15 protein-coding genes are annotated in these 23,681 nt (G+C 36.9%); 8 read left to right on the forward strand and 7 right to left on the reverse strand.

What is annotated here, in order from left to right:
- Positions 1-186 precede the first annotated feature (186 nt).
- A complete protein-coding gene (locus tag AC1RNS_RS18275) occupies positions 187-1,371 on the reverse strand; it encodes a CaiB/BaiF CoA transferase family protein (protein WP_492994726.1) in 1,185 nt (394 codons plus the stop codon).
- Positions 1,372-1,813: 442 nt separating this feature from the next.
- Complete coding sequence (locus tag AC1RNS_RS18280) at positions 1,814-2,725, reverse strand: CAP domain-containing protein (protein WP_492994727.1); 912 nt, start codon at positions 2,723-2,725, stop codon at positions 1,814-1,816.
- A 223-nt stretch (positions 2,726-2,948) separates the two neighbouring features.
- Here AC1RNS_RS18280 and AC1RNS_RS18285 point away from each other — a divergent pair, with 223 nt between their 5' ends.
- The 3 genes from AC1RNS_RS18285 to AC1RNS_RS18295 all read left to right on the forward strand — a co-directional run bounded on the left by AC1RNS_RS18285 (position 2,949) and on the right by AC1RNS_RS18295 (position 11,609).
- Complete coding sequence (locus AC1RNS_RS18285) at positions 2,949-4,517, forward strand: sensor domain-containing diguanylate cyclase (RefSeq protein ID WP_492994729.1); 1,569 nt, start codon at positions 2,949-2,951, stop codon at positions 4,515-4,517.
- 543 nt (positions 4,518-5,060) lie between these two features.
- Complete coding sequence (locus AC1RNS_RS18290) at positions 5,061-9,383, forward strand: S-layer homology domain-containing protein (RefSeq protein WP_492994731.1); 4,323 nt, start codon at positions 5,061-5,063, stop codon at positions 9,381-9,383.
- 285 nt (positions 9,384-9,668) lie between these two features.
- Positions 9,669-11,609, forward strand: a complete 1,941-nt coding sequence (locus AC1RNS_RS18295; RefSeq protein WP_492994733.1) for a helix-turn-helix domain-containing protein — start codon at positions 9,669-9,671, stop codon at positions 11,607-11,609.
- Between the two features lie 70 nt (positions 11,610-11,679).
- Here the strand turns inward: AC1RNS_RS18295 and AC1RNS_RS18300 are convergent, their stop codons facing one another.
- The 5 genes from AC1RNS_RS18300 to AC1RNS_RS18320 form a co-directional block, all read right to left on the reverse strand.
- Positions 11,680-12,480, reverse strand: a complete 801-nt coding sequence (locus AC1RNS_RS18300; protein WP_492994735.1) for an alpha/beta hydrolase — start codon at positions 12,478-12,480, stop codon at positions 11,680-11,682.
- A complete protein-coding gene (locus AC1RNS_RS18305; RefSeq protein ID WP_492994737.1) occupies positions 12,477-13,469 on the reverse strand; it encodes an ABC transporter substrate-binding protein in 993 nt (330 codons plus the stop codon). Before AC1RNS_RS18305 ends, AC1RNS_RS18300 begins: the two co-directional genes overlap by 4 nt.
- Before the next feature lie 45 nt (positions 13,470-13,514).
- Positions 13,515-14,702: an AraC family transcriptional regulator gene (locus AC1RNS_RS18310; RefSeq protein WP_492994738.1), complete on the reverse strand. Its 1,188-nt coding sequence runs from the start codon at positions 14,700-14,702 to the stop codon at positions 13,515-13,517.
- A gap of 35 nt (positions 14,703-14,737) precedes the next feature.
- The gene (locus AC1RNS_RS18315; RefSeq protein ID WP_492994739.1) at positions 14,738-16,369 is read right to left on the reverse strand and encodes a helix-turn-helix domain-containing protein; all 1,632 of its coding nucleotides are present in this window, start codon (positions 16,367-16,369) and stop codon (positions 14,738-14,740) included.
- 97 nt (positions 16,370-16,466) lie between these two features.
- Positions 16,467-17,423: an ABC transporter substrate-binding protein gene (locus AC1RNS_RS18320; protein ID WP_492994741.1), complete on the reverse strand. Its 957-nt coding sequence runs from the start codon at positions 17,421-17,423 to the stop codon at positions 16,467-16,469.
- A gap of 317 nt (positions 17,424-17,740) precedes the next feature.
- Here AC1RNS_RS18320 and AC1RNS_RS18325 point away from each other — a divergent pair, with 317 nt between their 5' ends.
- The 5 genes from AC1RNS_RS18325 to AC1RNS_RS18345 all read left to right on the forward strand — a co-directional run bounded on the left by AC1RNS_RS18325 (position 17,741) and on the right by AC1RNS_RS18345 (position 23,645).
- The gene (locus AC1RNS_RS18325) at positions 17,741-18,688 is read left to right on the forward strand and encodes an ABC transporter substrate-binding protein (RefSeq protein ID WP_492994743.1); all 948 of its coding nucleotides are present in this window, start codon (positions 17,741-17,743) and stop codon (positions 18,686-18,688) included.
- Between the two features lie 12 nt (positions 18,689-18,700).
- Positions 18,701-19,885, forward strand: coding sequence for an MFS transporter (locus AC1RNS_RS18330; protein WP_492994744.1), 1,185 nt, complete (start codon positions 18,701-18,703; stop codon positions 19,883-19,885).
- A gap of 126 nt (positions 19,886-20,011) precedes the next feature.
- On the forward strand, positions 20,012-21,010 hold the full coding sequence (locus tag AC1RNS_RS18335; protein WP_492994745.1) for an AraC family transcriptional regulator: 999 nt from the start codon (positions 20,012-20,014) through the stop codon (positions 21,008-21,010).
- Positions 21,007-22,605: an ABC transporter substrate-binding protein gene (locus AC1RNS_RS18340; RefSeq protein ID WP_492994747.1), complete on the forward strand. Its 1,599-nt coding sequence runs from the start codon at positions 21,007-21,009 to the stop codon at positions 22,603-22,605. Before AC1RNS_RS18335 ends, AC1RNS_RS18340 begins: the two co-directional genes overlap by 4 nt.
- Positions 22,606-22,706: 101 nt before the next feature.
- Positions 22,707-23,645, forward strand: coding sequence for an ABC transporter substrate-binding protein (locus AC1RNS_RS18345; RefSeq protein ID WP_492994748.1), 939 nt, complete (start codon positions 22,707-22,709; stop codon positions 23,643-23,645).
- Positions 23,646-23,681 lie beyond the last annotated feature (36 nt).

Below are 23,681 nucleotides of genomic sequence, written 5' to 3' on the forward strand. Positions count from 1 at the left end.
GAATATTTGTCCGTGATGGAATCCAGTGTCACAGGGACGATTGTTAGTTTAGTAGTTGACATAAAGAAGCACCCCCAATAATTGATACGTCTATCGTACTGGAAGTGCCTAGTTATTTATATGCGTTATTTGAATACGGGCTTACGGAGTGTCTAGTGCATATTTACACTAACACTCCTTTTATGTTTATTCTAAAACACCCTTGTCTTTTAAATCAGCAATTTCTTCTACACTAAAGCCAAGAGCAGATAACACTTCCTCATTATGCTCTCCAAGCTTGGCACCTACATGCTTATATTCAGGTTGGGCTCCGTCAAATTTAAAGGCAGATGCAATTTGTTGTTGCGTCGTACCATCGCTTTTGGGAATATCAACAATCATGCCGCGAGCTTTCAGTTGTGGGTGCTCGCACGCTTCAGGAAAAGTTAAAACGGGTTCCACACATCCCTCGAAGTCCGCGTTGAACACTTCTAGCCATTCATTATAGGTTTTTGATAAAAAAGCATCATGAACTGCCTCTTTAAAACGAATTTGTGTATAGTATGAATCATTAAAAGTATTATCAATGAGCTCAGGAATATCAAGTGCTTCACATAGCAGCTTGCGGAATTGAGGCTCCAGACTTCCTACTGAGAAAAATCTGCCATCTTTTGTTTTGTAAAAATCATAGTAGCTGCCACCATTTAAAATTTCCTGCTCTGGCTGAGGCACTCGTCCACCTCCAATGTATGCAGCTCCATACATAGCATTAAGTGAAAATACAGCATCTGTCATACTAATATCGATATATTGCCCTTCCCCTGTTTTTTCACGATGTAATGCAGCTGCTAGTACGCCGATTGCAGCATGCATGGTGCCTCCTGCAATATCAGCTAGCTGAATTCCCATTGAAACGGGTTTTTTGTCCTTATGGCGAGAGTAATCCAGTAAACCAGCTAATGATAGATAGTTATTGTCATGTCCTGGACGATTGCTATAGGGTCCCGTTTGACCATAACCTGTAATTGCACAATAAATAACCTTTGGATTGATTTCCTTAAGTGTCTCATAGCCAATGCCAAGTCGTTGCATAACGCCAGGGCGAAAACCTTCAATAATAACATCGTACTCTTTAACGAGTGACTTGACGATTTCCACAGCCTCTGGCGATTTTAAATTTAACGTTAATGACTTTTTAGAACGATTTAAATGTTGGTGTATATATGCCTCTTGATTTTCATCATAAGGAGGCATGATTCGTGTTAAATCCACACGTTTCGAAGATTCCACGTGAATAACCTCCGCACCTAAATCAGCAAATATCATTGTCGCCATTGGCCCTGGTAGTAATGCAGAAAAATCGAGAATTTTTAACCCCTTTAAAATACCCAAATCTCCCAACCCCTTTTTGTGTAGGCTGCTAATGCCATCTATTTAAAGATGCCTAGCAACACTTTTCTCTTAACCCCATTTTGTGAAAAAAGCCTGTATTGTATCTGTATTAATACAGTGTTGTATAAATTTATCAGTATTATAACAGAAGAATCAATGGCTTGACTATGTTAAATTTTATTATAAAATAATTAGTCTGAAAATTATATGTCAGAATAACAATAAAAGTAAAAAAATTTTGAATATAGATTTACTGTCAAATTTCAGAAAATAACCACCTTTTGTTTGAAAATTCCGTAAATATGAAGGCGAAAAAATCTCTATGCAATAAATTACACATAGAGATTTTTTAGTGTTAAAAGTAACATAGTCAAGAAAAAGGTAAGTTTCGTTTCAAGCCATTACACGAACGTTGAGAGCCATTCATTTAAGAAATATTACGCTATGACTTTGAATAGAAATTCACTGTAAAATAAGGTAAACCATTGTTTTTAAAGCAGATGCCAACAAAAACATGCGTAAATTCTTTTCTTAAAATATTCCTACGATGTCCTGTAGAATTCATCAGTGCCTCGTGAGCAAAAATGCTATTGCATTGACCAGAGGCGATATTTTCACCATACCAAAAATAATCTACATTACCAGCAGTAAGTCTATCATTAGAATGATGACCTATATGATCCTCATGGCTAAAAAATTGATAAGTTATCATATTACTACTATGCTGGCGAGCAATAGGATTGTATCTATTATCATAAATAAGTGGTTGCAATCCTTCTACGGCTCGTTCATGATTAATGAGTTCAACCATTAAATCTTCAAATCCTGTACGTAATTCATTGGAAGGTTCTCCATAGAATCCGTTTTTGTTTAATTCTGTAGCAGCACGGATCCAAAGAACGGAGCGAACTATATTGTTTTTGTGTAGATCATAGAAAAAAGTGACATAGTGTTGATTAATTAAATAGGTACCATGTGCTTCATTGTCTGTACAATCCATATAATTTAGCAAATAACTTGTTTTTTGATAGTGAATAGCTTTGAGAGGAGACCCGTATTTTTTAGTGACCTCTATTCGATTAGCACCTATTTTAATACCAAATGCTATATGCTCTAACCTTGTCTCGTATCCACCAACGACTTGAGAATTATGCCTTCCTACAAGAGAGAATTGGGAATCATCTGTCCCTATTCGATGCCATTCCATTTTGTATTCACTTTGAAAGCTGCTCTTCGAGAAATCTTTTTGCGTAAATGCACTCGAATAAGTTTTTTTATTTAAGTTGATAGAGGCATTAGCCCATAATCCCATACCGAAGCCCAATAAAATTGGAGCTGTTTTATAAATCAACATACTTCAATCCTCTTCTGTTTAAGTAAAAAATCTATCAGAAAAATTGCGTTTTATTACTATAAAAATACTACATTTTTTATCAAAAAACGAGAGGATAAATTTAGTTACTTACTCTATAATGTTACTTTAGATATAATATATCTTTAAAAAATATACTGTTTCAACAAATTATTTCTAATAAAATAAGAAAATGTACTCATTAAGAAAAATAGGGGTGTGAAAGTTGAAATCAAATCAGTTAAAGTTAAAACATTTAATTATGGGAGTAGCAATGGCTGCTTTTTTCCTTACAAGTATTGGTAGCCTATGGAGCGGTTATCGAATGAATGTTGACTCAATTAAGGAAAATACATTGGAAACAAATCGAGTGTATGCACAAAAATTAGCATCTACCGCAGATGCTTACCTAGAGGAGGCTTTTCAAATTTTAGGTTATAGTGCTGGCAATATGAGTTCAAAGATGGATGATGAAAATGCATTGGATCAGGAAACGGATCGTTTAAAAATGCAAAATAGTATGTTTAACTCTGTCGTTATAACGAATGCAGATGGCCGTGTGCTTTCTATTTCACCTCCTTCTATAGAAATAAAGGGTGATGTTTTAACATCAGTTGGTGCTAAAGATGCTTTAACTAAAAAGGAGCCGCTTATATCAAAACCTTATGAGGCAATTACAGGACGTCTAATTATTTTTATATCCTATCCTATATTCTCAGCGTCGAATGAATATCTAGGAATGGTAGCTGGGACCATTTATTTGAAGGAAAAAAATGCTTTCAATACTTTATTGGGAGAACATTATAGCCATGATGGTTCTTATGTATATGTAGTAGATGAAGATGGTCGAGTTATTTACCATCAGGACCCAAGTAGAATCAATGATATTGTTACTGATAATAAAGTCGTGAAGGCTGTGATTTCTGGAAAGAATGGCGCACAGCTAGTAGAGAATACAAGAGGCATTGAAATGCTCGCTGGCTATAGTGCAGTATCTTTAGCAGGGTGGGGAGTTGTTTCTCAAAGACCTTTAGATGTAGCATTAGCGCCTTCTTTTGACCGGGTACAGGATGTGGCTATAAAATCAATACCACTTATGCTGGTTTCAATCTTTATTGTGCTTTGGGCGGCAGCACGTATCGCTAGTCCTTTACAGCAACTAGCTACTTTAACAGAGGAGAGCCTAGATACTAAAAATGTTGAAGGCCTAAAATCAGTTCAGGGCTGGTATTTTGAAGCGTACTCTTTAAAAAGTGCCTTAATAAGGAGCTTGTCCTTTTTACATGGACAGGTAATGTTTTTTAAGGATCAATCTACCACTGATCCACTAACAGGGGTAACAAATCGCCGTACGATGGATGCAATGCTGACAGAATGGCAAGAAAACAAGTTACCTCACGCGATCATTATGTTAGATTTAGATCATTTTAAAAGTGTGAATGATACATATGGTCATGCTGTGGGGGATAAGGTTTTGCAATTCTTAGCGAAGAATATGGAAGCTGTAGCTCGAGAAGGAGATGTGTGTTGCCGTTATGGTGGGGAAGAATTTGTTATGCTATTGCCTAATACTGCAGCAGAGGAAGCTGCTTCTGTTGCAGAGCAGCTGCGTAAGGTTTTAGCTAACACGATTAGTCCTTGTGGCCGACCAGTGACATTATCGGCAGGTGTGGCTGTCTATCCTCAAATGGCTGACTCAACTGAAGCATTATTTGAAGCCGCTGATGGTGCATTGTATCTTGCTAAGCAAGCAGGGCGTAATCAAGTAATGGTAGCTGGGCAAGAAAACCAGTGAAAAATTTATGACAGATAGGCATACATTGCTATTTTTAGGGTACATGATTAATGTAGAAATCATTTGGGTAAGCTACTCTTAAATGATTTGACATATAACCTCTAAATCATGTTCAACTAATATGCAAACTCGGGACACATCTCTTGATCGACTTGACAAGACGTAAGGTTACCCCCCTTTTCCCTTATGACATTTACAAGAACGACTAGATGTATGCCTATATATCGTTAAAGCCAAGAGAGCACCGATGCTCCTTGGTTTTTTTATGCAGGAATCTCATTAAACAATGAATGATGCTCATATGTGAAGGAAGAGTATTTAAAAAAGGAGTAAATAGCCATCAATTGGAGAGGGGAAATCTCAAAGAGGTGTATTCACTGCCCAAACGTACACTTTAATTTCACAAAGCACCGATTAATGCACGACTTTCTATTAGTATTTTAGAATTACCTATGAAGGTTTTCTAATTACCTGTCGATATAAAGGGTATGATGAAATTGATATTTGTACGTATCAAAATCCATAAGTGAAAGGATGAGTGGGATGGATAAAACAAAAATCCAAAAAGTGAACAAAGCCCTTATTGCAACTGTCTTTGCTACTAGCGGAATCGCTTTAGTAGTGCCACCACCGCAAAAGGCAGAAGCAGCTACTTCACCGTTTAAGGATATCGATCAATATTCAAGTCACTATGATAATATTTTAAAATTACATTCTCAGGGTGCAATTAGTGGGTTTGCAGACAATACCTTCCGACCAAATCAAAATGTAACAAGAGGTCAGGCAGCGAAAATGCTGGCTACTGTATTAAAGCTAGACTTAAAAAATGTACAGGACCCTTATTATAAGGATGTTCCAAAAGGTAGTGAATATTACAAATACGTAGCGGCATTACAAAATGCAGGGATCATGTCTGGATATTCGAACGGAACATTTATGCCAAATGAAGTTATTACACGTGGCCAATTAGCAAAAATGCTGGTGCTTGGATTTAAATTTGAGGTAGCTTCAAATTATAATCATAGCTTTCAAGATGTTAATAGCCAAACGAGTAATGCTATTTATATCCAAACGTTAGTAGATTTAAAGGTTACAGATGGAACTACGGCAGTTACATTTTCTCCATTTAATCCAGTAACACGTGGTCAGATTGCCTCTTTCATTGTTCGCGCACAAGATAAAAAGGGTAATGCGTCCTCTTACAAGATTACGGGTGTTGAAGATGATGTAGTCTACATAAATGCGGAGCCTTACACTGTACCTGAAAATTTAGCAAATGTTTTTAATGAGTATAATGCACCGGTTTTACAGGGAGCAATTATTGAGGGTAATTTATCTGGGAAAACCATTCAATCCGTTTCTAAGCTAACATTGAATGCAAGCGGCACAAGCTCAAAATTTTTAGATTTTGATGGTGAGTATGGTTCATTTAGTGCAACCATCGTTGTCAATGGAAACTATATTGGATTTTCTAATATCACATTGACTGGCACAATGCTAGTAAACGAAACAGTGCGACCACCTTTACATTTAAATGCTTCCAGCTATAAGCCATTATCGATGGGGCGCACAGCAAGTACTAATTTTTCATTTATCAACTGGTCAAATCCAGAAAATTCAAATGGGGAAAGCTCGTCCTCGTCCAATAGCAATTCATCGTCTGATCTTCAAAATTGGACAAATCAAAACTCAGAAAAGAATCCAGATAAAAACAAACCATTCGAAAACTGGTCTAAAGAAAAAGTGACCATGAAAAATGTGGAGAAACATCTGGAATTTTATAACAGTACTGTATCGCGTTTAGTTGTATCTCAAAGCGGTACAAAAATCGAAACGAATACTAAGCTACCACGTGTGGATATTATCGGTAGTGTTCGAGAATTTGAGATTCAAGGTGATATCGGAACACTAAACCTTGATACAGAGACAAAGCTGACAATTTACGGAGATAGCAATATCGACTGGATTAACTACAATAGCTTTACAGATTTAGAGCTTTATATAGATGGTCGAGTAGGCACACTATATGTGGATAATGTATACGGCTGGGTGGATATTGGTGACTACACGTATATTGACAAAGTTATTATACCGAAGGGTGAATCGCCAAATAATATTTTCGATGATTTCCTAGAGGATAAAGATAATGTTGGCAGTATTACAGATCCAGACGGCAAACCAATCGATAAGGATGATATTGAGAACCAAAAGCCTGCAGATAAAACTAAGCCTGTCGTTAATATCACAAAAGTATCTGTATTGAATGGTAGTGATGTACAGGTAGATTTTACTTCAGATAAAGTCGGCACGTATTACTATATAGTTCGCGAAAAGGATGTTGACCCACCAACAAAACGAGAAATGGTTGATCGTATATCTACTGATAATGTCGCAAGTGGAACAGGCTCAGCGCTATTAAATAACAACACCTTTAAAGTGACAAATTTAGGTGAGAAAAAAGAATATGTTGTTTATATAATGGTCGTTGATGGCGCGAAAAATGTTTCTGATCTTAAATCAGAATCCTTCCAGATGAAGGATGCTTCACCGCCAGCAGTAAAATCTCTACAGGTGAATCCTTTACATGGTGGAAAACGAGCAGAGTTTACATTTACAGCAAGTGAGCCTGGAGATTATTACTACTATGTTCGTAAAAAGACGACTGCAGCTGATCCAACAACTGCAGATATAGTAGCAAAGCCAACAGGTACAGGTAAGGCTGTTGCAGGAAAACTAGGAATTACGGAGATTTTATCAGGCTTAGAGGCAGAGGAAGTGTACCAGCTCTATGTGGTGATGAAGGATGCATCGGGTAACTATTCGGTAGATCCTATTCCAAAAGAGGCTATCAAAGAGTTTACGACAAGTGCATTGGATAATATTCATCCTTATGTTGAGCAAACAAAACTGGAACAAACAGGAAAATCAAATCAATTTTACTTATATTTAAACGAGGCATTAGATCCTGAAAGTGCTCGTAATATAAATAACTATGATTTATCAGGGACAGTTATTGTTAACACAACAGGACAAAATAAAATTAAGCCTTCTGCAGTAGAATATAAAGAAGGAGATAAAAAAGTATTACTAACGATCCCTTCTGAAACAGGCTTTGTTTACGGTGATACATTACGCGCTACTGTTTTACCAGGTGTAAAGGACTTAGCGGGTAATGATTTTGAAAATGTGAATACTGTTGATCCTGGCAAACCTGTGCGAAACTATGCGGAATATATCCATGAAAAATTTGATATGCCTGTCATAACGATTGAAAATGTAGTTAGTAAGCCAGATCAAAATGATAACTTTAGACGCTCTGAAGTAGAGTTTAAGCCAAGTAAGGCCGGAACTTATTATTACATGGTGTTGCCTGATACAGTTGAAGACAATGGAGAAGTAAAAACGTTTAAGCAATATTTAACAGACAAGGGCATTACAGAACGTGATTTTGTGAATGAGTTTGCAAATGAAGCATCATTAAAATCAGGTTATTTCCAAATTGGTGGGAAGGATATATATATTGATCGTGGATCAGGCCCAGCTGATTTAGAGGAAGCTACAAAAAAATTCCCAATAACGATTACAAAAGACAAACTAAATCCATTCTTAAGCTATTCCGTGTATATGGTCTTAAAGGATCGTGGTGGGGAAATTTCGAAAATTACCTCTAAGGAAATGATTGGTGATACAAGAGCACCGTTAATTAAAAATTTAGTAGTAAAACCTAAAGAAAATGATGATACGAAAGCTATGATTTCCTTTGATACTGATGAAACAACAGAGCTTCATTATTGGTTTGTACCGAAGAAAAATGCAGATGGCACAACAAATGATTCAGCAAATCTAAAAATTGATACACCTGCTGAACGTAAATTCCTAGAGGATAAATTAAGAAATAGCCCAAGCGTTAAGAAAAGTGGAAAGGGATCATTCCCATTATCTGAAGCTGCAGGAGTAACTTTAGAGCCACACAAGGATTACGTTGTGTATTTTGGTGCAGCAGATACGTATGGAAATATAACAGTGTACAGATCCAACGCTACTTCTGATGGATATGATGAAACAAGTACAGGTTGGATGAGAGAAAATATCTATTCTGATGGCACAGCTCCAAGAGTAGAGGACCCTATTTTTAAACGAATTGATGGAAAAACTTTTGAGGTTACATTCTCAGAAGCTGTCGGAGACCCTGCGAATCCAGGAAGCGTTATTAAAAATAATCAGTCATTCTTTAATTTTACAAACTTAGATGGTACAACTGCGACATTACCAGGCTATACATGGGCATGGGAAGATGGTGCAGATGTAAAAGAGACATGGAAACCTAGAAAAATGATTATTACATTTAATAATCAAGTAGATCAAAGCTTTGCATTAACAGTAAATGCGAATATTACAGATAAAGGCAGTGCAATTATCGCCAATACACAAATACCGTTCACAAAAGGTAAGCCTAAAGCATCTTATATCTATAGAACTCTTACAACCAATATTGAAAGTGCTAAGCTTCAAGAGCCAATAACTGTGGATAGAAGTAATAAAATTAATGCAACATTCGACTTTACGTTCTCAGATCCTTCAGTGGAACCTGGAGAAGAGGTCAACTACTATTACACAGTATATAGTAAGACATATGCATCTACAGATATAGATAATGTTAAACCAATTGAGGTAATTGATCCAAGTACTTCTGGAGCATTAACAAGCCTTAGCCATGGTAATGGTAAAACGCAGCTTAAGAACGGACGAACAGTGCAACCAATTACAAATAATACCTTCCCATTCATTGAGGATGATTATATTGTAATTGTTATAGTAGATAAATATGGAAATAAGTATCTTGTAAAAGGTAAAATTTCTAAATAATCATGTGAGTAATTTAAAAGGATTAAGTTCAGTGTTTTACTGGACTTAATCCTTTTTGTGTGAATGCAGAAAAGATTACGTTGTATGAGGATGTTTGTGATGTAGTTCAGGTGGAGAACTAAATGATGTTATTAATTTTAGTTTTACATGCTAGAGTCTCAGATTTTTGTATTCATTAGAGTATTACAACGTCAAAATTCATATATCTGTTTTATAATTGATAATTATTATCACTTATAATAATTAGTATATAAGTCAATTATATTAGGAAGGTAGGAACGAAATATGGATATAGAAGATTTATTACTATGGAATCATGCTTTAATTAAGGTACTAGATGTTCGCCATAGGATACTGAACATTGGGGAATCTTTGAGATCATACAAAGTTCCATCGAGTATGTTTATCGTTGTCACGCGAGGAGATGCTCAAGTACGACTTGATAATATGGATTATCATGTGCAACAATTTCAGATTATACATAGTGGAAAAGGATTAAACTTAGATATTTATTTTGTAAATGAGGAGCTAGAGTATTATTTCATTTTTTATAAGGCTTCTTTTTCTTATCCTGTTCGTCAGGAAATAAACTACTTAAAGGAAAAGAGAGACATTTTTCAAACGCAATATAGCTTTATACCAAATTATCCATTTGTTATTCATGATAAGGTACAGTGTATGTACAAGAGCTGGCACCAATCACAGTGGCTTGAGCGTTTTCAAGCAAAGACTTTATTTTATCAAATTGTTTTGAGTATCTATCAACAGTTAAGCAAGCAAGGAATAGAAATACAACAAACAGATCTTACAGAACAAATAAAGCTGTACATTGAGGAGCATTATACACAACCAATTCGTTTAGATTCTATTGCAGATCGTTTAAATTACAGTGTATCTCATCTATCCGCATTATTTAAAAAGGAGACGAGTTATAGCCTTATAGAGTATGTAACACATATAAGAATGGAAAAAGCGGTAGCTAGTTTAAGAGCAACTAATATTGCATTGAAAGAGATTGCAAAAAGTGTTGGTTATAATGATGTCCATTATTTTAATCGACTTTTTAAAAAACATACAGGCATGTCTCCAGGTAAGTATAGAAAGTTCATCACAGAAAGAAATATAGAAGATTCTCCACAAAACATCATGGAATCGTCTATTGATGGGGAGAGCCTCCAACGATATATTGTTAGTGATAATCATTATCAATATAAGCGAGAGGAAGATATACATATGCATAGAGGTTCAAGGGCTTCATTTACAGCAATGGTGCTACTTTGCATTACTTTATTATTAGGGGCATGTACGGGAGGGACTGTCAGTTTAAACAATGAAACAACGGGACAAAATCAGACTGTTACAGAAAACCAGTCTGCTAGCTCGTCTGAGACAAGAATTTATAAGGATAGTCAAGGAACGGAGGTAAAAATTCCTACAAACCCAGAAAGAATTGTACTTCAGGGTAATGCGATTGGTGATTTACTTGCATTAGGTATAGAGCCTGTTGGGGTAGACCGACGTTTTATTGAGAGCGGTGTTTTAGAAGATAACGGGAAAATTAATTCAATAGATATCGGTTTTCCAACAAATTTGGAGAAGGTACTTACATTAAAGCCAAATTTAATCATGCTGTCATATGTTATGGATAATGAGGTTGAAGAAGCTTCTAAAATTGCACCAACAGTTGTTTTTGATGGTATGCAGCCATTAAAGAACCGATTACCAGTCATTGCTGATATTGTTGGTAAAAAGGAAGAAGGAGAGCAGCTACTGAAGAAATATAATGAAGATGCCGATGCAATGTGGGAGCAGCTTCGTGCAGATGGCAATGTGGCTGAAGGTGAAACGGCTGTGGTATTCCAATTTTTTTGGAATAAAAAGATGTTTGTGATGAAAACAGGCGGGGTAGCAGGTTTACTGTATCAACCAAAAGGATTTGCCATGGACAAAAAGGTGCAGGCACTACAGCCAAATAGTGGACCATATATCGAGATTACTAAGGAAACGCTACATGAGACACTTAAAGGCGATCACTTATTTGTATTAATCTCAGGGAATAAAGAGGCTCAAAAGGCCTTTTATGAATTAAAGCAAGAGCCACTGTGGAAAACTTTGCCTGCCGTTAAAAACAATAAAGTACATTTCATTGAGGATAAATGGAATTATGATGATATGACAACAAGTAACATGCTGCTAGAAGAATTTCCAAACATGCTAAATAATTAATCATTTATCATTTTGATGCTATAAATAACCCCAAGTGTGGAGAAATTGCCACCTGGGGTTTTCATTGTCATTAGGAATTTAAAAATCGAGGGAGTCGGCTAAGCATACAAGGAAGAACACTAACATGATCCTCCTCAACGAACTTCACATAATGAGTGTGAATGTTTTGGTCGCTTAAACGCTTCATTCGTTCTGCTGCTTGATCAGCTCCTTCGAGCATATCTGGCAGCTCGTTAGCACCGATTGTAAGTAGGAGATTAATAGTATGCTGACTGTTCCAAGCTTCAGCAAATCTATCTATTTCTTTTAGTACGGCATTGTTAGCCCACCAAACAGAGGGACTTCCGACTACTATATGACTAAATAAATGGGGTCTTGCACATAAAGCATATAGTGTGAAAAGTCCGCCTAAGGAATGACCAACAATCGCTTGTTTCTTTTTATTGATAGGCCATTCCTTTGCGACAACAGGCATGAGCTCATGTTCAATAAAGTCTAGAAACTCATTGGCTTTGCCGTTTGGAGGCCAAGGCGTTCCATCTGGACGTGGCGGCAGATGTTCTTCACTAACAGGTAGTGTAAAATCACGGCATCGTCGTTCCATATCAAATGGCTCCTTCGAGGGATAGCCGATGCCAATAACAAGAATAGGGTCATAGCCCTTTGGTTTACGTGTTTGTAATTTCACTGCCTCTGCAAGCGTTGGAAAAAGTGCATCCCCATCTAAGGCGTAAATCACAGCATAGCCATCTGCTGGTGGCCCATCTGCTGGTGGTGCAATCAAAATTCGATAGTCTAACTGTTGTTGGGAAGTCATCGCGTATTCAAAATAGCCTTCTGATACATAGGGTTTTTTTGTCATAATTTTCATGGCGTTATAAACTCCAATACATCGTCTATGACTTTTCCTTGTGCATGAATGCCCCCATTTAGCCAATAATCTCCTGATGTTTCGTATACTTGATTGTTTTTGAAGGCAGCAGTACTTTGCCAAATTTTACTTTCCTTAAATTCCTTTAAAAAATCATCTCCAAGATTGCCATCATTGATGAGGAAAATATAATCTGCATCAAGCTCTGGTAAAATTTCTAATGACACTTCGAAGGCACCATTCTTCACTAAGCTGCTTTGTTCAAACCCTAATTCATGTGTTAATACATAACCACTGAAATACTCATCAGTCATAAAGAACATTCCTTTCGCATTAAAGCGAATTAACGCCACTTTTTTCCCTTCACTAACGGCAGCCAGCTTCGCTTTTGCAGTATCCACCTTCTCTTGATAACTTTGTAATGCTTGCTCAGCCTTATCTGGTTCATTCAACAGCTGTCCTAATACTTTAATAGAACCTTCTAAATCACTCGCTGCATTTTTGAACACATATGTTGGTGCGATCTTTGCATATTTTTCATATGTGCCATTTTCAGCATAAAAAGAGTTGTGCAAAATAATTAAATCGGGTTTGTTAGCCATAATTGCTTCGGCAGATGGGGGACCACTTGCAAAGCTAATTTCTGGTACATCTTGTAGCTGATCTTGTAAATAGAGCTGTGGCTTCATGCCATTTGACCATTGCATCATGGGTTTAGTGCCTAAAGCAAGCAGCGAATCCTCCATGACAGGCGCAAATATTTTTGTTGGCTTAGCAGGTAATGTCACTTCATTGCCAAGCTCATCCTTTATTGTTAATGGATAAACCTCTTTTTGCTCCCTCGTGCTTTCTGGGGCTGCCTGTGTTTCTACCTTATTACTTGATTGAGCATTGCAGGCAGTAAGTACGCCAATAACAAATAATAAAGAGGCTAACACAAAGATAGATTTAAAAATTGTTTGACAGTGATTATGACAGTTTTCGTTCATTGTACATCAAGGTCTCCTTCTACTGATAATGATTCTCAAACAGAATTATAATTCAGTGTTAGATAGGATGCCATGGACGGGAGCGGGAAAGAGATTTGGATTTTTTCCGGTCAACATTAACAATGTTTCATCTAACATTCGATTAATGGCAATAGCAGAGTACTCAAACCAAGGATTCGATGGCAAAACATAGACATGTCCATTTTTTATAGCCTGCAACTTCTTCCAACTGTCTAGGTATTGTAATGCGAGCCAATAATTTCGAGTTGCTGCATCAGGGCAAATGATGATTAGCAAACGGTCTGGATTTATGGCTAAAAGCTGTTCAAGAGTGATAAGCTCGTTACATGTTTGTTGTTGAGCATCAATAGAATGAAGCTGCAAATCTGTAAAAAGAACATCCTGAATTCCTTTATTACAATATAAAAATAGTTGATCTCCACATAATCGGAGTACAGCAAAAGTATCCTTTCCAACAGCGCGTTTAACCTCAAGCTTTGCCTGCAATGCTTTTTGCTCGTATGTTTGAATGAAATATTTACAAGTGCTTTGTTTGTTGATGGCATCAGCTACTTCTGTTAACTGTGTTTTCCAATTATTTGCTTTAATATACACGTGTTTGACGCCAATTGATTCAAGCCAATTTAGCATGGATAGAGATGGCTCGTCCTGGAAAATATGAATATCTGGCTTTGCAGATGCTAGTTTTCTGAAGTTGTCCTCTGATTCCGCATCAAATATATTTAAATGTACATGAATTTTATCCTGGTAATGGTTGTAATAATATGGACTCCATTTAGCATTGAGTGGCGCTGCGACAGGTATTATTCCTAGTGCTAATAAATTCCCGGTAGTGGACACAGAAAAGGTGGAAATGCGCCGACGAGCTATTTTGCTATAAGAGGATGGTGAAACTCCAACCTCCTTTTTAAATTTTCGACTGAAATAAAATTCGTCACTGTAGCCAACTTTTCTAGCAATATCACGTAACAATAAGTCAGTATCGCGAAGTAATTGTTTGGCATGTCCGATGCGTAGCTCTGTTAAATAATCAGTAGCACTTTGGCCAAATGCCTTTTTAAAGGCCTCACCAAAATAGCTGGAACTAAGACCAGAAATGAAAGCTAAATGATCAATCGTTAGAGGCTGATGATGGTTTTTCGCAATATAATTTCGGATATCCTTTAATGATATTTGAGTTGTCATTATATCTGTAGCACTTTCCGTTTTCATGTTAACATGTCACCTCTTGTATGTTAGTGTGAAAATTACTTTACATTAACCAAAAGTTTCGGTAATGCACCCAGTAATTTCTCTCTTGTAAAGGCATCGCTGTAATTCCATTTTGTTGCGTCAATTAAATAAGCGTGGTTATTTTGTACAGCAGAGAGTTCCTTCCAACTATCACTATTGAGCAACTCCATAGTAGCTTTTTGCGATTCAGGCTTGTCAGATAATAACATAAAGATTCGATCACCAGCGTATTGAGGGAAGTGATCAATTGGTATTTCCTTATAGCCCTTTCCTGCTTGTAGTAATTTATTTACTTGTCTATGAGGCTGGAATCCATATGGATGAAAAAGAGCGGGCGATAGACCTGTACAGCCCATAACAAAAAGTCGCTTACCATGATCAAAAGTAAAAACAGTAGCCGTTTCACCAGGCTTTACGACTGTTTGCAGCTGCTGCCACATTGAATTTTCTTGTATTCTAAACCGTGTTAGCCAATTTTCTGCTCGTTGTTGTTGACCAAGCCACTCCCCTAGTAGAAGAATGCGTTCATCCAAGGAATCCCAAGAATTTAGTGTAATGGTTGGAGCAATAGATGATAATGCCTGATATTGTTGCTCGTCATTATTTGTAAAGATAATTAAATCTGGATTCAGCTTCGAAGATTTTTCAACGTTAATTGGAAATGCCACATCTTGCACATAGGGAACATGGTTTTTATAAAATGATTTACTAATAGATTTTTTGTCACCGCCTATTGGCTGTACATTAAAAATCAACATATCCCCAAATGTTTCTCCATGATAAATAATTCGATGAGGTGACGCAGGAATCTCTACTTCATGCCCTGTCCAATCTTTAACAATAGTCCTTTGCTTATATTGACGAGCAAACTGCTTTGGCGGAATGCCAACGACCTGTCGAAAGCGACGATTAAAATAATATTCATCATCAAATCCCACCTGCTGGGCAATATCTTTTAAAGGTTCATTTGTTTGTAGCAGTAATTCCTTTGCATTTTTTAGGCGTAAATCTGTTATATAATCCAATGGCTTTTTCCCGGTTAAGGTTTGGAAGATTGCACTATACTGCCATTGAGCTATATGGGCTAATTCAGCGAGTTTTTTAACTGGTAAAGACTGCTGATAATACTTATGTATATAGTCAATTGTTTGTTCGACAGCCTTTGTAATATTTTCTTGGTAATCCATATGAAGCTGATGTTCAAACAATAAATGTAATAATTCATACAAGACTACTTGTTGTTTAAGATAATCCGAATGAGGCTTCATAGTATGCAAATCTTCTGTTAGGCGAGTAAAGCGGGTAGTTGGGTATAACGTATATTCCACTTGCCCAGAAAAAATGGGTCCTACATATGGAGAAGGGCCTTTTATTAGCTGAAAAGCTGAAAAGGAAATTTTATAGAAACGGAAACCATTAGTTACATCCGAAAAATCAATTATTGAATGAGGCTGTACAAGAAAAATCTTACCTTTAGTCACAAGATAGGGAATTTCATCAATCGTTAACGTTCCATTACCATCCGTAAAATGGATTATAGTATGATGAGTGGTTGAAATAAACGGATAGCTCTGTGAAATACAGTCAATAGTTTCTAAATGAAAAAGTAAGTCTTTGGTAAAAGAAGTTGAATTTTTGTCTTCCATTAGTTGACTTCCTTTCTAAATGAAAATCATTATCAATTAAATATATTGTATAAAAAGTAAAGAGACATTTCAACAAAGATGAAATGTCTCTTACTATTTATTTCTTTAGCATATTTGGTAGTTCAGTTAGTAGCCATTCTCTAGTTGAAGCATCGCTATCAGCTTTTCGAATGTCAATTGTGTAAACATGTCCATTTTTTACAGCAGGGAGGCCCTTCCAAATTGGACTTTCCATCATTTCCTTTGTAGACTGTTTCGCTTCATCAGGTACTGGCGTAAGGATGAAAATTCGATCTCCCGCATACTCAGGAAGAAGCTCTGTGGAGATTTCAGCAAATCCAGTTTCTTCATCAAGTATTTGTTGTATTTTTTCACCTGGCTTTAAGACATTGGAGTCGTAAAGAACCTGTGAAAGCCCTGCACGTGCCATCACAAACAGTCGATCCCCAGGATAGTATGTTAAAACAGATGCCGTTTCATTTTCTTTTAAAACGCCTTCGTCAACTAAGGATTTCCACATTGTTTCTGCCTTCGTTTTATAATTGCTGAGCCATTTTTCTGCCTCTTCCTTCTTGTTTAATATATCTCCAAGCTCTGTTAAGCGTTGCTCAATAGGTGCAAAGGTATCGAAAACAATGGTTGGTGCCACTTTGGATAGCTGCTCATAGATCTTTTCATCTGAAGTCGCAACAATAATAAGGTCTGGTTTTAGTTCAAGTGTTTTCTCAATATTGATTGGAAATCCAACATCCTCTACATTTTGTACCTCTTTCTCCCATGCATAATCAGTAATCCAAGAGAAGCCTGCACCTACTGTTTGGGCATCTAACGCGACAATATCACCATAGCCCTCGCCATGATAAATCACTCGCTTTGGCTCTACTGGGATTTCCACCTCATGATTTAAATAGTCTTTATAAACACGTACATTGCTTTCTGCCGGTTGTTCTTCCTCTTTTTTTGATGTTTCATTTTTCGAGCTACAAGCAGCTAGTACTAATCCTAAAGTTAGCAGTACGCTACAAAGAAGCATATATTTATTAAACGTTTTCATACCTAGTCCTCCGAAATAGTATTTAACAGATAATGAGAATCATTATCGATACTAGTAAGCATAAGGGAGCATCTTAACTTTCACAATGGAGAAATCAAAGAAGCCCATTTTATATTTATCCAAAACTCATTTGATAGCAAAGATGTCTTAAATAGGGGCGTCTTTTTTTGTGTAAAAGATTTCATCCAGCATTCAGAAATAAAATCCGTCTAACCGTTGAAATATCCGTCAATTGGTGGAGAGCGATATTTAAAAAGATTAAACTAACCATGTTTCTAAATGATAATGGTTATCAATAAAAGGAAGGATGATACATTTTGAAAAAAATAGGGCTTAGTTTATTCGTTTTAATCATGTTCTGCCTTTATGGCTGTGCAGACGATACAGAAAAAAGGAGTGCAGCTTCAGATGACTTAAGCAATGCTGCGGAAACCAAAATAGTGAAAGATAAGATTGGAAAAGTGAAACTACCAAGTAATCCTTCACGAATAGCAGATCTTTCAGGTTCAACCGAGGAGCTGCTGGTTATCGGCATCAAGCCAGTGGTTAGCTCCAATACGGATATTGAAGATGCGTCTAGGTTTTCACCCATTGTTCGAAAGGAATTAGGCACAACTACAGTAAATGCCGGATGGTATGCATCGGATATTAATATTGAGGCAGTAGCTTCTGCAAAGCCAGACTTGATTATTGCAGGTGCAAGACATGAAAACCAATATGAGCAATTACAAAAAATAGCCCCAACGGTGATGGTTCCATATGATTTTAATGCCTTTCAGGAGCGCTTTAATTTTATTGCTAATCTTTTTGATAAGCAAGAAGAGCTGGAAAAATGGTATGCAGCCTATGAAACAAAGGCACAGCAATGGGCAATTGATATTAAGGAAAAAACAAAGGATGAGACCTTCGCTATTATTGAAGCTACTGCAAAGGAAATTCGAATTTACGCTGCTACAGGAGTTGCAGATATGGTGTTTAATGACTTACAGCTATCAAAGGCAGAGGGAACCCCAGAGCCAGATCCTTGGGGTGGCAAGGTAACTAGTGTGGAGGCATTAGCTTCTTTTCAACCTGATCATATCATTCTGATGGCTGACAACGGACCTACTATATTAGATGACAATAATGTGTGGGACAGTATGAATGCTGTAAAGAATAAGCACATTTATCGAATTACCAGTGCCAAGAACTATAATTATGCCTTTACAGCGATGGGGAAAATGGAGCTAATAGATGAGCTAGGTAAGATTATCGTAAAAAACTAATTAACATTCAGTATGGGGGGAAGGGAAATGAGAAATTTTTGGCTGTTTGTTACAACCGGTATGTTATTGATTGTAACAACGACAGGGTTTGCGCGTATGGCCTATGGGATTATCTTACCCTTTATGCAGCAGGGGCTGTCACTGTCAACAACACAATCTGGGCTACTAGGAACAATGCTTTTTCTAGGCTATTTACTAACCGTAGGGCTTTCGGGAATGCTAACAATGCGTATTGGTGCAAAAAATGTTCTGCTTGTTGGGGGTGGTCTTGTTATTTTAGGCTTGGGAGGTCTAGTATTTGTCACAGGCTTTTGGTGGGCTGCTATCGCTTTGTTCTTAGCAGGAGCAGGAAGTGCATTTGTTTATACACCTCTACTATCTATAGCTGTTAGCCTATATCCAAAGAAACGAGGCACTGTGATGGGACTGCTAATGAGCGGAGCTGGTATTGGAATGCTATTATCAGGTTTACTCGTGCCATTTATGCTACAGCAATTTCCAGAGCTAGGTTGGAGGGGAGCTTGGTTAATATTCGCAATCATGACCATTGTAGTAGTGTTGTTAGCATTTTGGGTAATAAAGCAACCACAGGCTATAGCTGAAAAGGGTACTACTTGGGATAGTGACGCTGCTTGGCGAAGTAAGGAGCTGTATATGATTACAGGTATGTATTTCGCTGTTGGACTAGTCTATCTAATCCCTAATTTATATCAAACAAGCTATATGAAGGAGCTTGGCATCTCAACTGCTACAGCAGGCTCTATCTATGCAATTGCAGGCATCGTTTCTATTGGCGGAGCTCCATTTTGGGGAATGTTGGCTGATAAAATCGGTGTGAAAAAAGCTTTGATAGCAGCATTGCTATTATCTGTTATAGGAGATCTCCTTCCAATTATGCGAGAAAATACAGGAGGGTTTATATTATCCTCCATTATATGGGGCTCTTCACTTGGTGGAGTTCTTGTTTTGATTCAAATGAAGGCTAGCCAGCAGGTGTCACCTTCGTATGTAGCATCCGCTATAGGTTTTATTTCCATTTTCTATGCGGTTGGTCAAATGATGGGACCAGGAATTGCAGGCTGGCTTATTGAGTATGCAGGAGGATTTAAAAAGGCTTATGGCTTTGGTGCAATCGTATTCTTTATCACACTACTTCTGTCAACTGTTCTTAAAGGTGAAAATATACAGGAACAATAGTCCTAGCGGATGTCACGTATTCACGCTAAGGCATAATTGATAGCTAAAAGTAAATCTGTTTGCTATACTTTGGTTAGTTATTGATAATCATTCTCAATAAAGAGCTGAAAGATGGTGACAACCTCTATGAAAGTTGATTTTCATCAAAATTTTAATCATTTTTATCATGCATTCGAAATACTAAGTTTACAGGAAATACCACAGGATTACATGTCTTTTCAGTCAAGTGTAAAAGATGGAACTATTCATCGACTTAGCCCTCGTAAGGATTTGGAAGTGGTCGTTTCTAATTATTCATTTTATAAAGAGCATCGAATGGATATGCTCACAGCAAAGCCTATGGTAGAAATTAGCTTCTGTCTACAAGGAACAAGGGGAGTTCAAATTTCGGATTGTGCCTATGAAATAACTGCTGGGACATGTTCATTACAATTTATTGAACAAGTAGAGGCTAGCTTTTTATTCAATAAAAATGAATCTTATCAAATGGTTGGTATTGGTATTCCAGTTTCCACCTTTAATCATTATATGAATAAGATAGATGGCAATGGTGAGAGTTCTATGAATTTTGATGAAGTTCTTAAAGGAACCTCCTATCGCCTCTTTCAGGAAAAAATTAATGCTATAGATACGCTTATTTTAAAGCAAATGCTGCATGGTATAGCTGCTAAAAAAATGACAAATTTAGAGCTTGAATATACTGTTTTACAACTGTTAATGAGAACATTTCAAACCTTTCTTAGCCACCCAATTCATCTAACGGAATTCTCAAATAGTGACAGGGAAAAGATACGTCAAGCACAGACCATTATAATTGAAAATATGATGAATCCACCCTCCTTAATGGAATTGTCGCGTTTAATCGGGTTAAATGATTTTAAATTAAAAAAGGGCTTTAAAGAAATGTTCGGCACAACAGTATTTGGCTATTTACGTGAAAAACGTTTAGAGAAGGCTAGTTATTTACTACAAAATGGCTCAATGAATGTAACAGAGGTTGCCAATGCAGTGGGCTATTCCAATCCAAGCTATTTTGCTGAAGCATTTAAGGGGAAGTATGGAATAAATCCTAGAGAGGTATTAAAGAAATCTTCTCAGCCATTTGCCGAAGGGAACAATCTATGAAAAATGTAGAAGATCAGCTTAAAATGTGGGAGCAGAGGGATAGCCTACTTTCCCATATTTTTTATCAGCCTATACAAATAATTCAATTAGAAGATATGCTAGAACCCTATAAACACTCCTCCCCATTACCATGTATCATCATTGTTTATGATGGTAGTGCTAACTATACTCTTCAAAATCAGCAAATTGAGCTTCATGCTAAAACCATAATGTTTTGGGATTGTATCAGTAATTTTCATATTCCCGATAATAGTGATGTGAGTGGAATAGTCATCGAGTATTGCCCGTTCGGAGTAGGAGAATCCAGCTTGTTTCAAAAAATCACCATGATACAAGATTGTTCCTATAAGATTATGAGTCTGACATTGAAAATAGAGAAGGAAGCAAGGGCTATTAAAAAAACGCATCCATTCCGCCTACAGAAATTATTCTCTGACTTGTTAGAGACACTTTACACAGAATTAAATCAATCTAGACAGCAAAAAGAAGAATCATGGATTGAAATTGCACTAGAATATATTCATTTACATTTTCAGGAGGAAGTGACTCGTGAACAAATGGCGGAAAAGGCCCAAGTGAGTCCAGAACATTTTTCGCGCACATTTCTTAAGCATACGGGTTATCCATTTACTAAATACTTAACTTTACTAAGAGTCCGTGAAACACAAAAGAAGCTATTGTATGAAATGCCTAAATTAGATGACCTTGCACGAGATGTTGGCTATCGAGAAGGGAACTATTTAAGCAGAAAATTTAAACAGCTCGTGGGTTTATCACCTTCCGTCTATTATCAAAAGCCGAAGCGTGTCATTACCTTGAATACAAACCATACAGCATGCTTATTAGCGCTTGGGATTATACCTGAATTGGGTGTATTTTCACCATATATTGAGAGTTTACAGTCGGTTCCTTCAGTACATAAGCTAAAAGGCTACGAGCATGATGTTGCCACAAATTATGAGGAAATTATAGCGGCATGTCCAGATGTCATTATTAACTATAGTGGTGAAAGAGAGAGAAAGGCATTGCTTTCATTGGCACCTGTATTCGAGCTTCCATGTATGCAGTTAAGCTGGCGAGAACAGTTTCGTCTAATTGCCAATATTGTTGACAAACAGGAACTATTTGGAGAATGGCTATATCAATATAATGAACAAATAGTGGATTGTAATCATATCCTTGATCAACGGATTGGCCAAAGAGGTACTGCAATTGTATGGGAAATAGGTAGCAATGCAGCCTATTGTCTAGATAGTAGCTATGGTAGGGGAAGTCAAATATTATATGATGATTTAGGGTTTAGTCGACCAATTTCGATTGTTGCTCAAAGTATTAGGGAATCTGGTTTTTTTTCAGCAGAAATTGAAGAGCTTGTTCATTTTCCAGCAGATCATATTTTTATCACGGCTATACCTAAGCATGATTTGGGTAAAAAACGCCTTATGCAGGTGCTACACTCAGAACAATGGCAGTCAATGGAGGCTGTACGTAAGAAACAAGTGTATTTTATCAATCAGTATGAATTATTTTATGGATATGACCCATTGTCTACAGCAGCTCAGTTGGAAGAATTGATGAGAGTATTGACATCATAAAAGTGCATGGTGACAGATCACTTTCATGCATGGACATTTATAGTATACTCTTCTACAATGAATGAGAATTATTATCATTTAAGCTGTATGGAGGGATAAGATTGCTATTACAAAAAAGAAAAATCATTGTTTCACTTTTTCTTGGATTACTGCTTTTATTAGCTGCTTGTGGGAATACGACAACCTCAACCACTACGAATAAAGAGAGCAAATCAGCAGATACAAAAAAGGTACAAACTATGAATGGAGAGATTGAAATACCCATAAACCCGAAGCGTATCGTTGCTGAAGAATATATTGCAACTTTAATTGTGTTAAATGTAGAGCCTATAGGTGCACCTGGATTAACGCTTGAAAATTTTTATTTAAAGGATTCCTTAAAAGGAGTTGCAAGCATTGGTACTTATGGAAAGCCATCCACAGAAAAAATTATAGGCTTAAAACCAGATTTAATTATTACAGGAAATGGAGATAATTATGAAGCTTTAAGTAAAATTGCTCCAACTGTTGTGATCCCTTATGGTGAATTAAAAGATGCACATGAAGAACTTACATACTTTGGTCAATTATTAGGTAAGGAACAGGAAGCAAAGGACTGGCTAACAAAGTATGATCAAAAAATTGCTGATGCTAAAGCACAAGTGGATGCGATAATCCCAGCGGATGCAAGCTTTTCAATTATTGAAGATGCGGGTAAAAAACTGTATGTTTATGGTGATAACTTTGGTCGTGGTGGACAGCCAATCTATCAGTCACTTGGAAGAAAGCCGCCTGCAAAAATTGCAGATGAAATTATGGAAAAGCAGTGGGCAGAAATTTCAGAGGAAATGCTAACAGAATACGCAGGTGACTATATTATTTTGACAGCAGATACTCGAACGCTTGAGGATTTTAAGAAAGATCCCATTTGGAGTAGCTTACCAGCAGTAAAAAATGATCATCTTTACATCTGGCCTGAGGAACGTTCTTGGTATTATGATCCAACTGCTGTCCTTGCTCAAGTTGAAGAATTAACCAAATGGCTTACAAGTAAAAAATAAGAAAATGCTACTTCCTTGTTGATAAAACAGGGAAGT

The organism is Lysinibacillus sp. GW821-FHT14F06 (genome assembly GCF_058803665.1).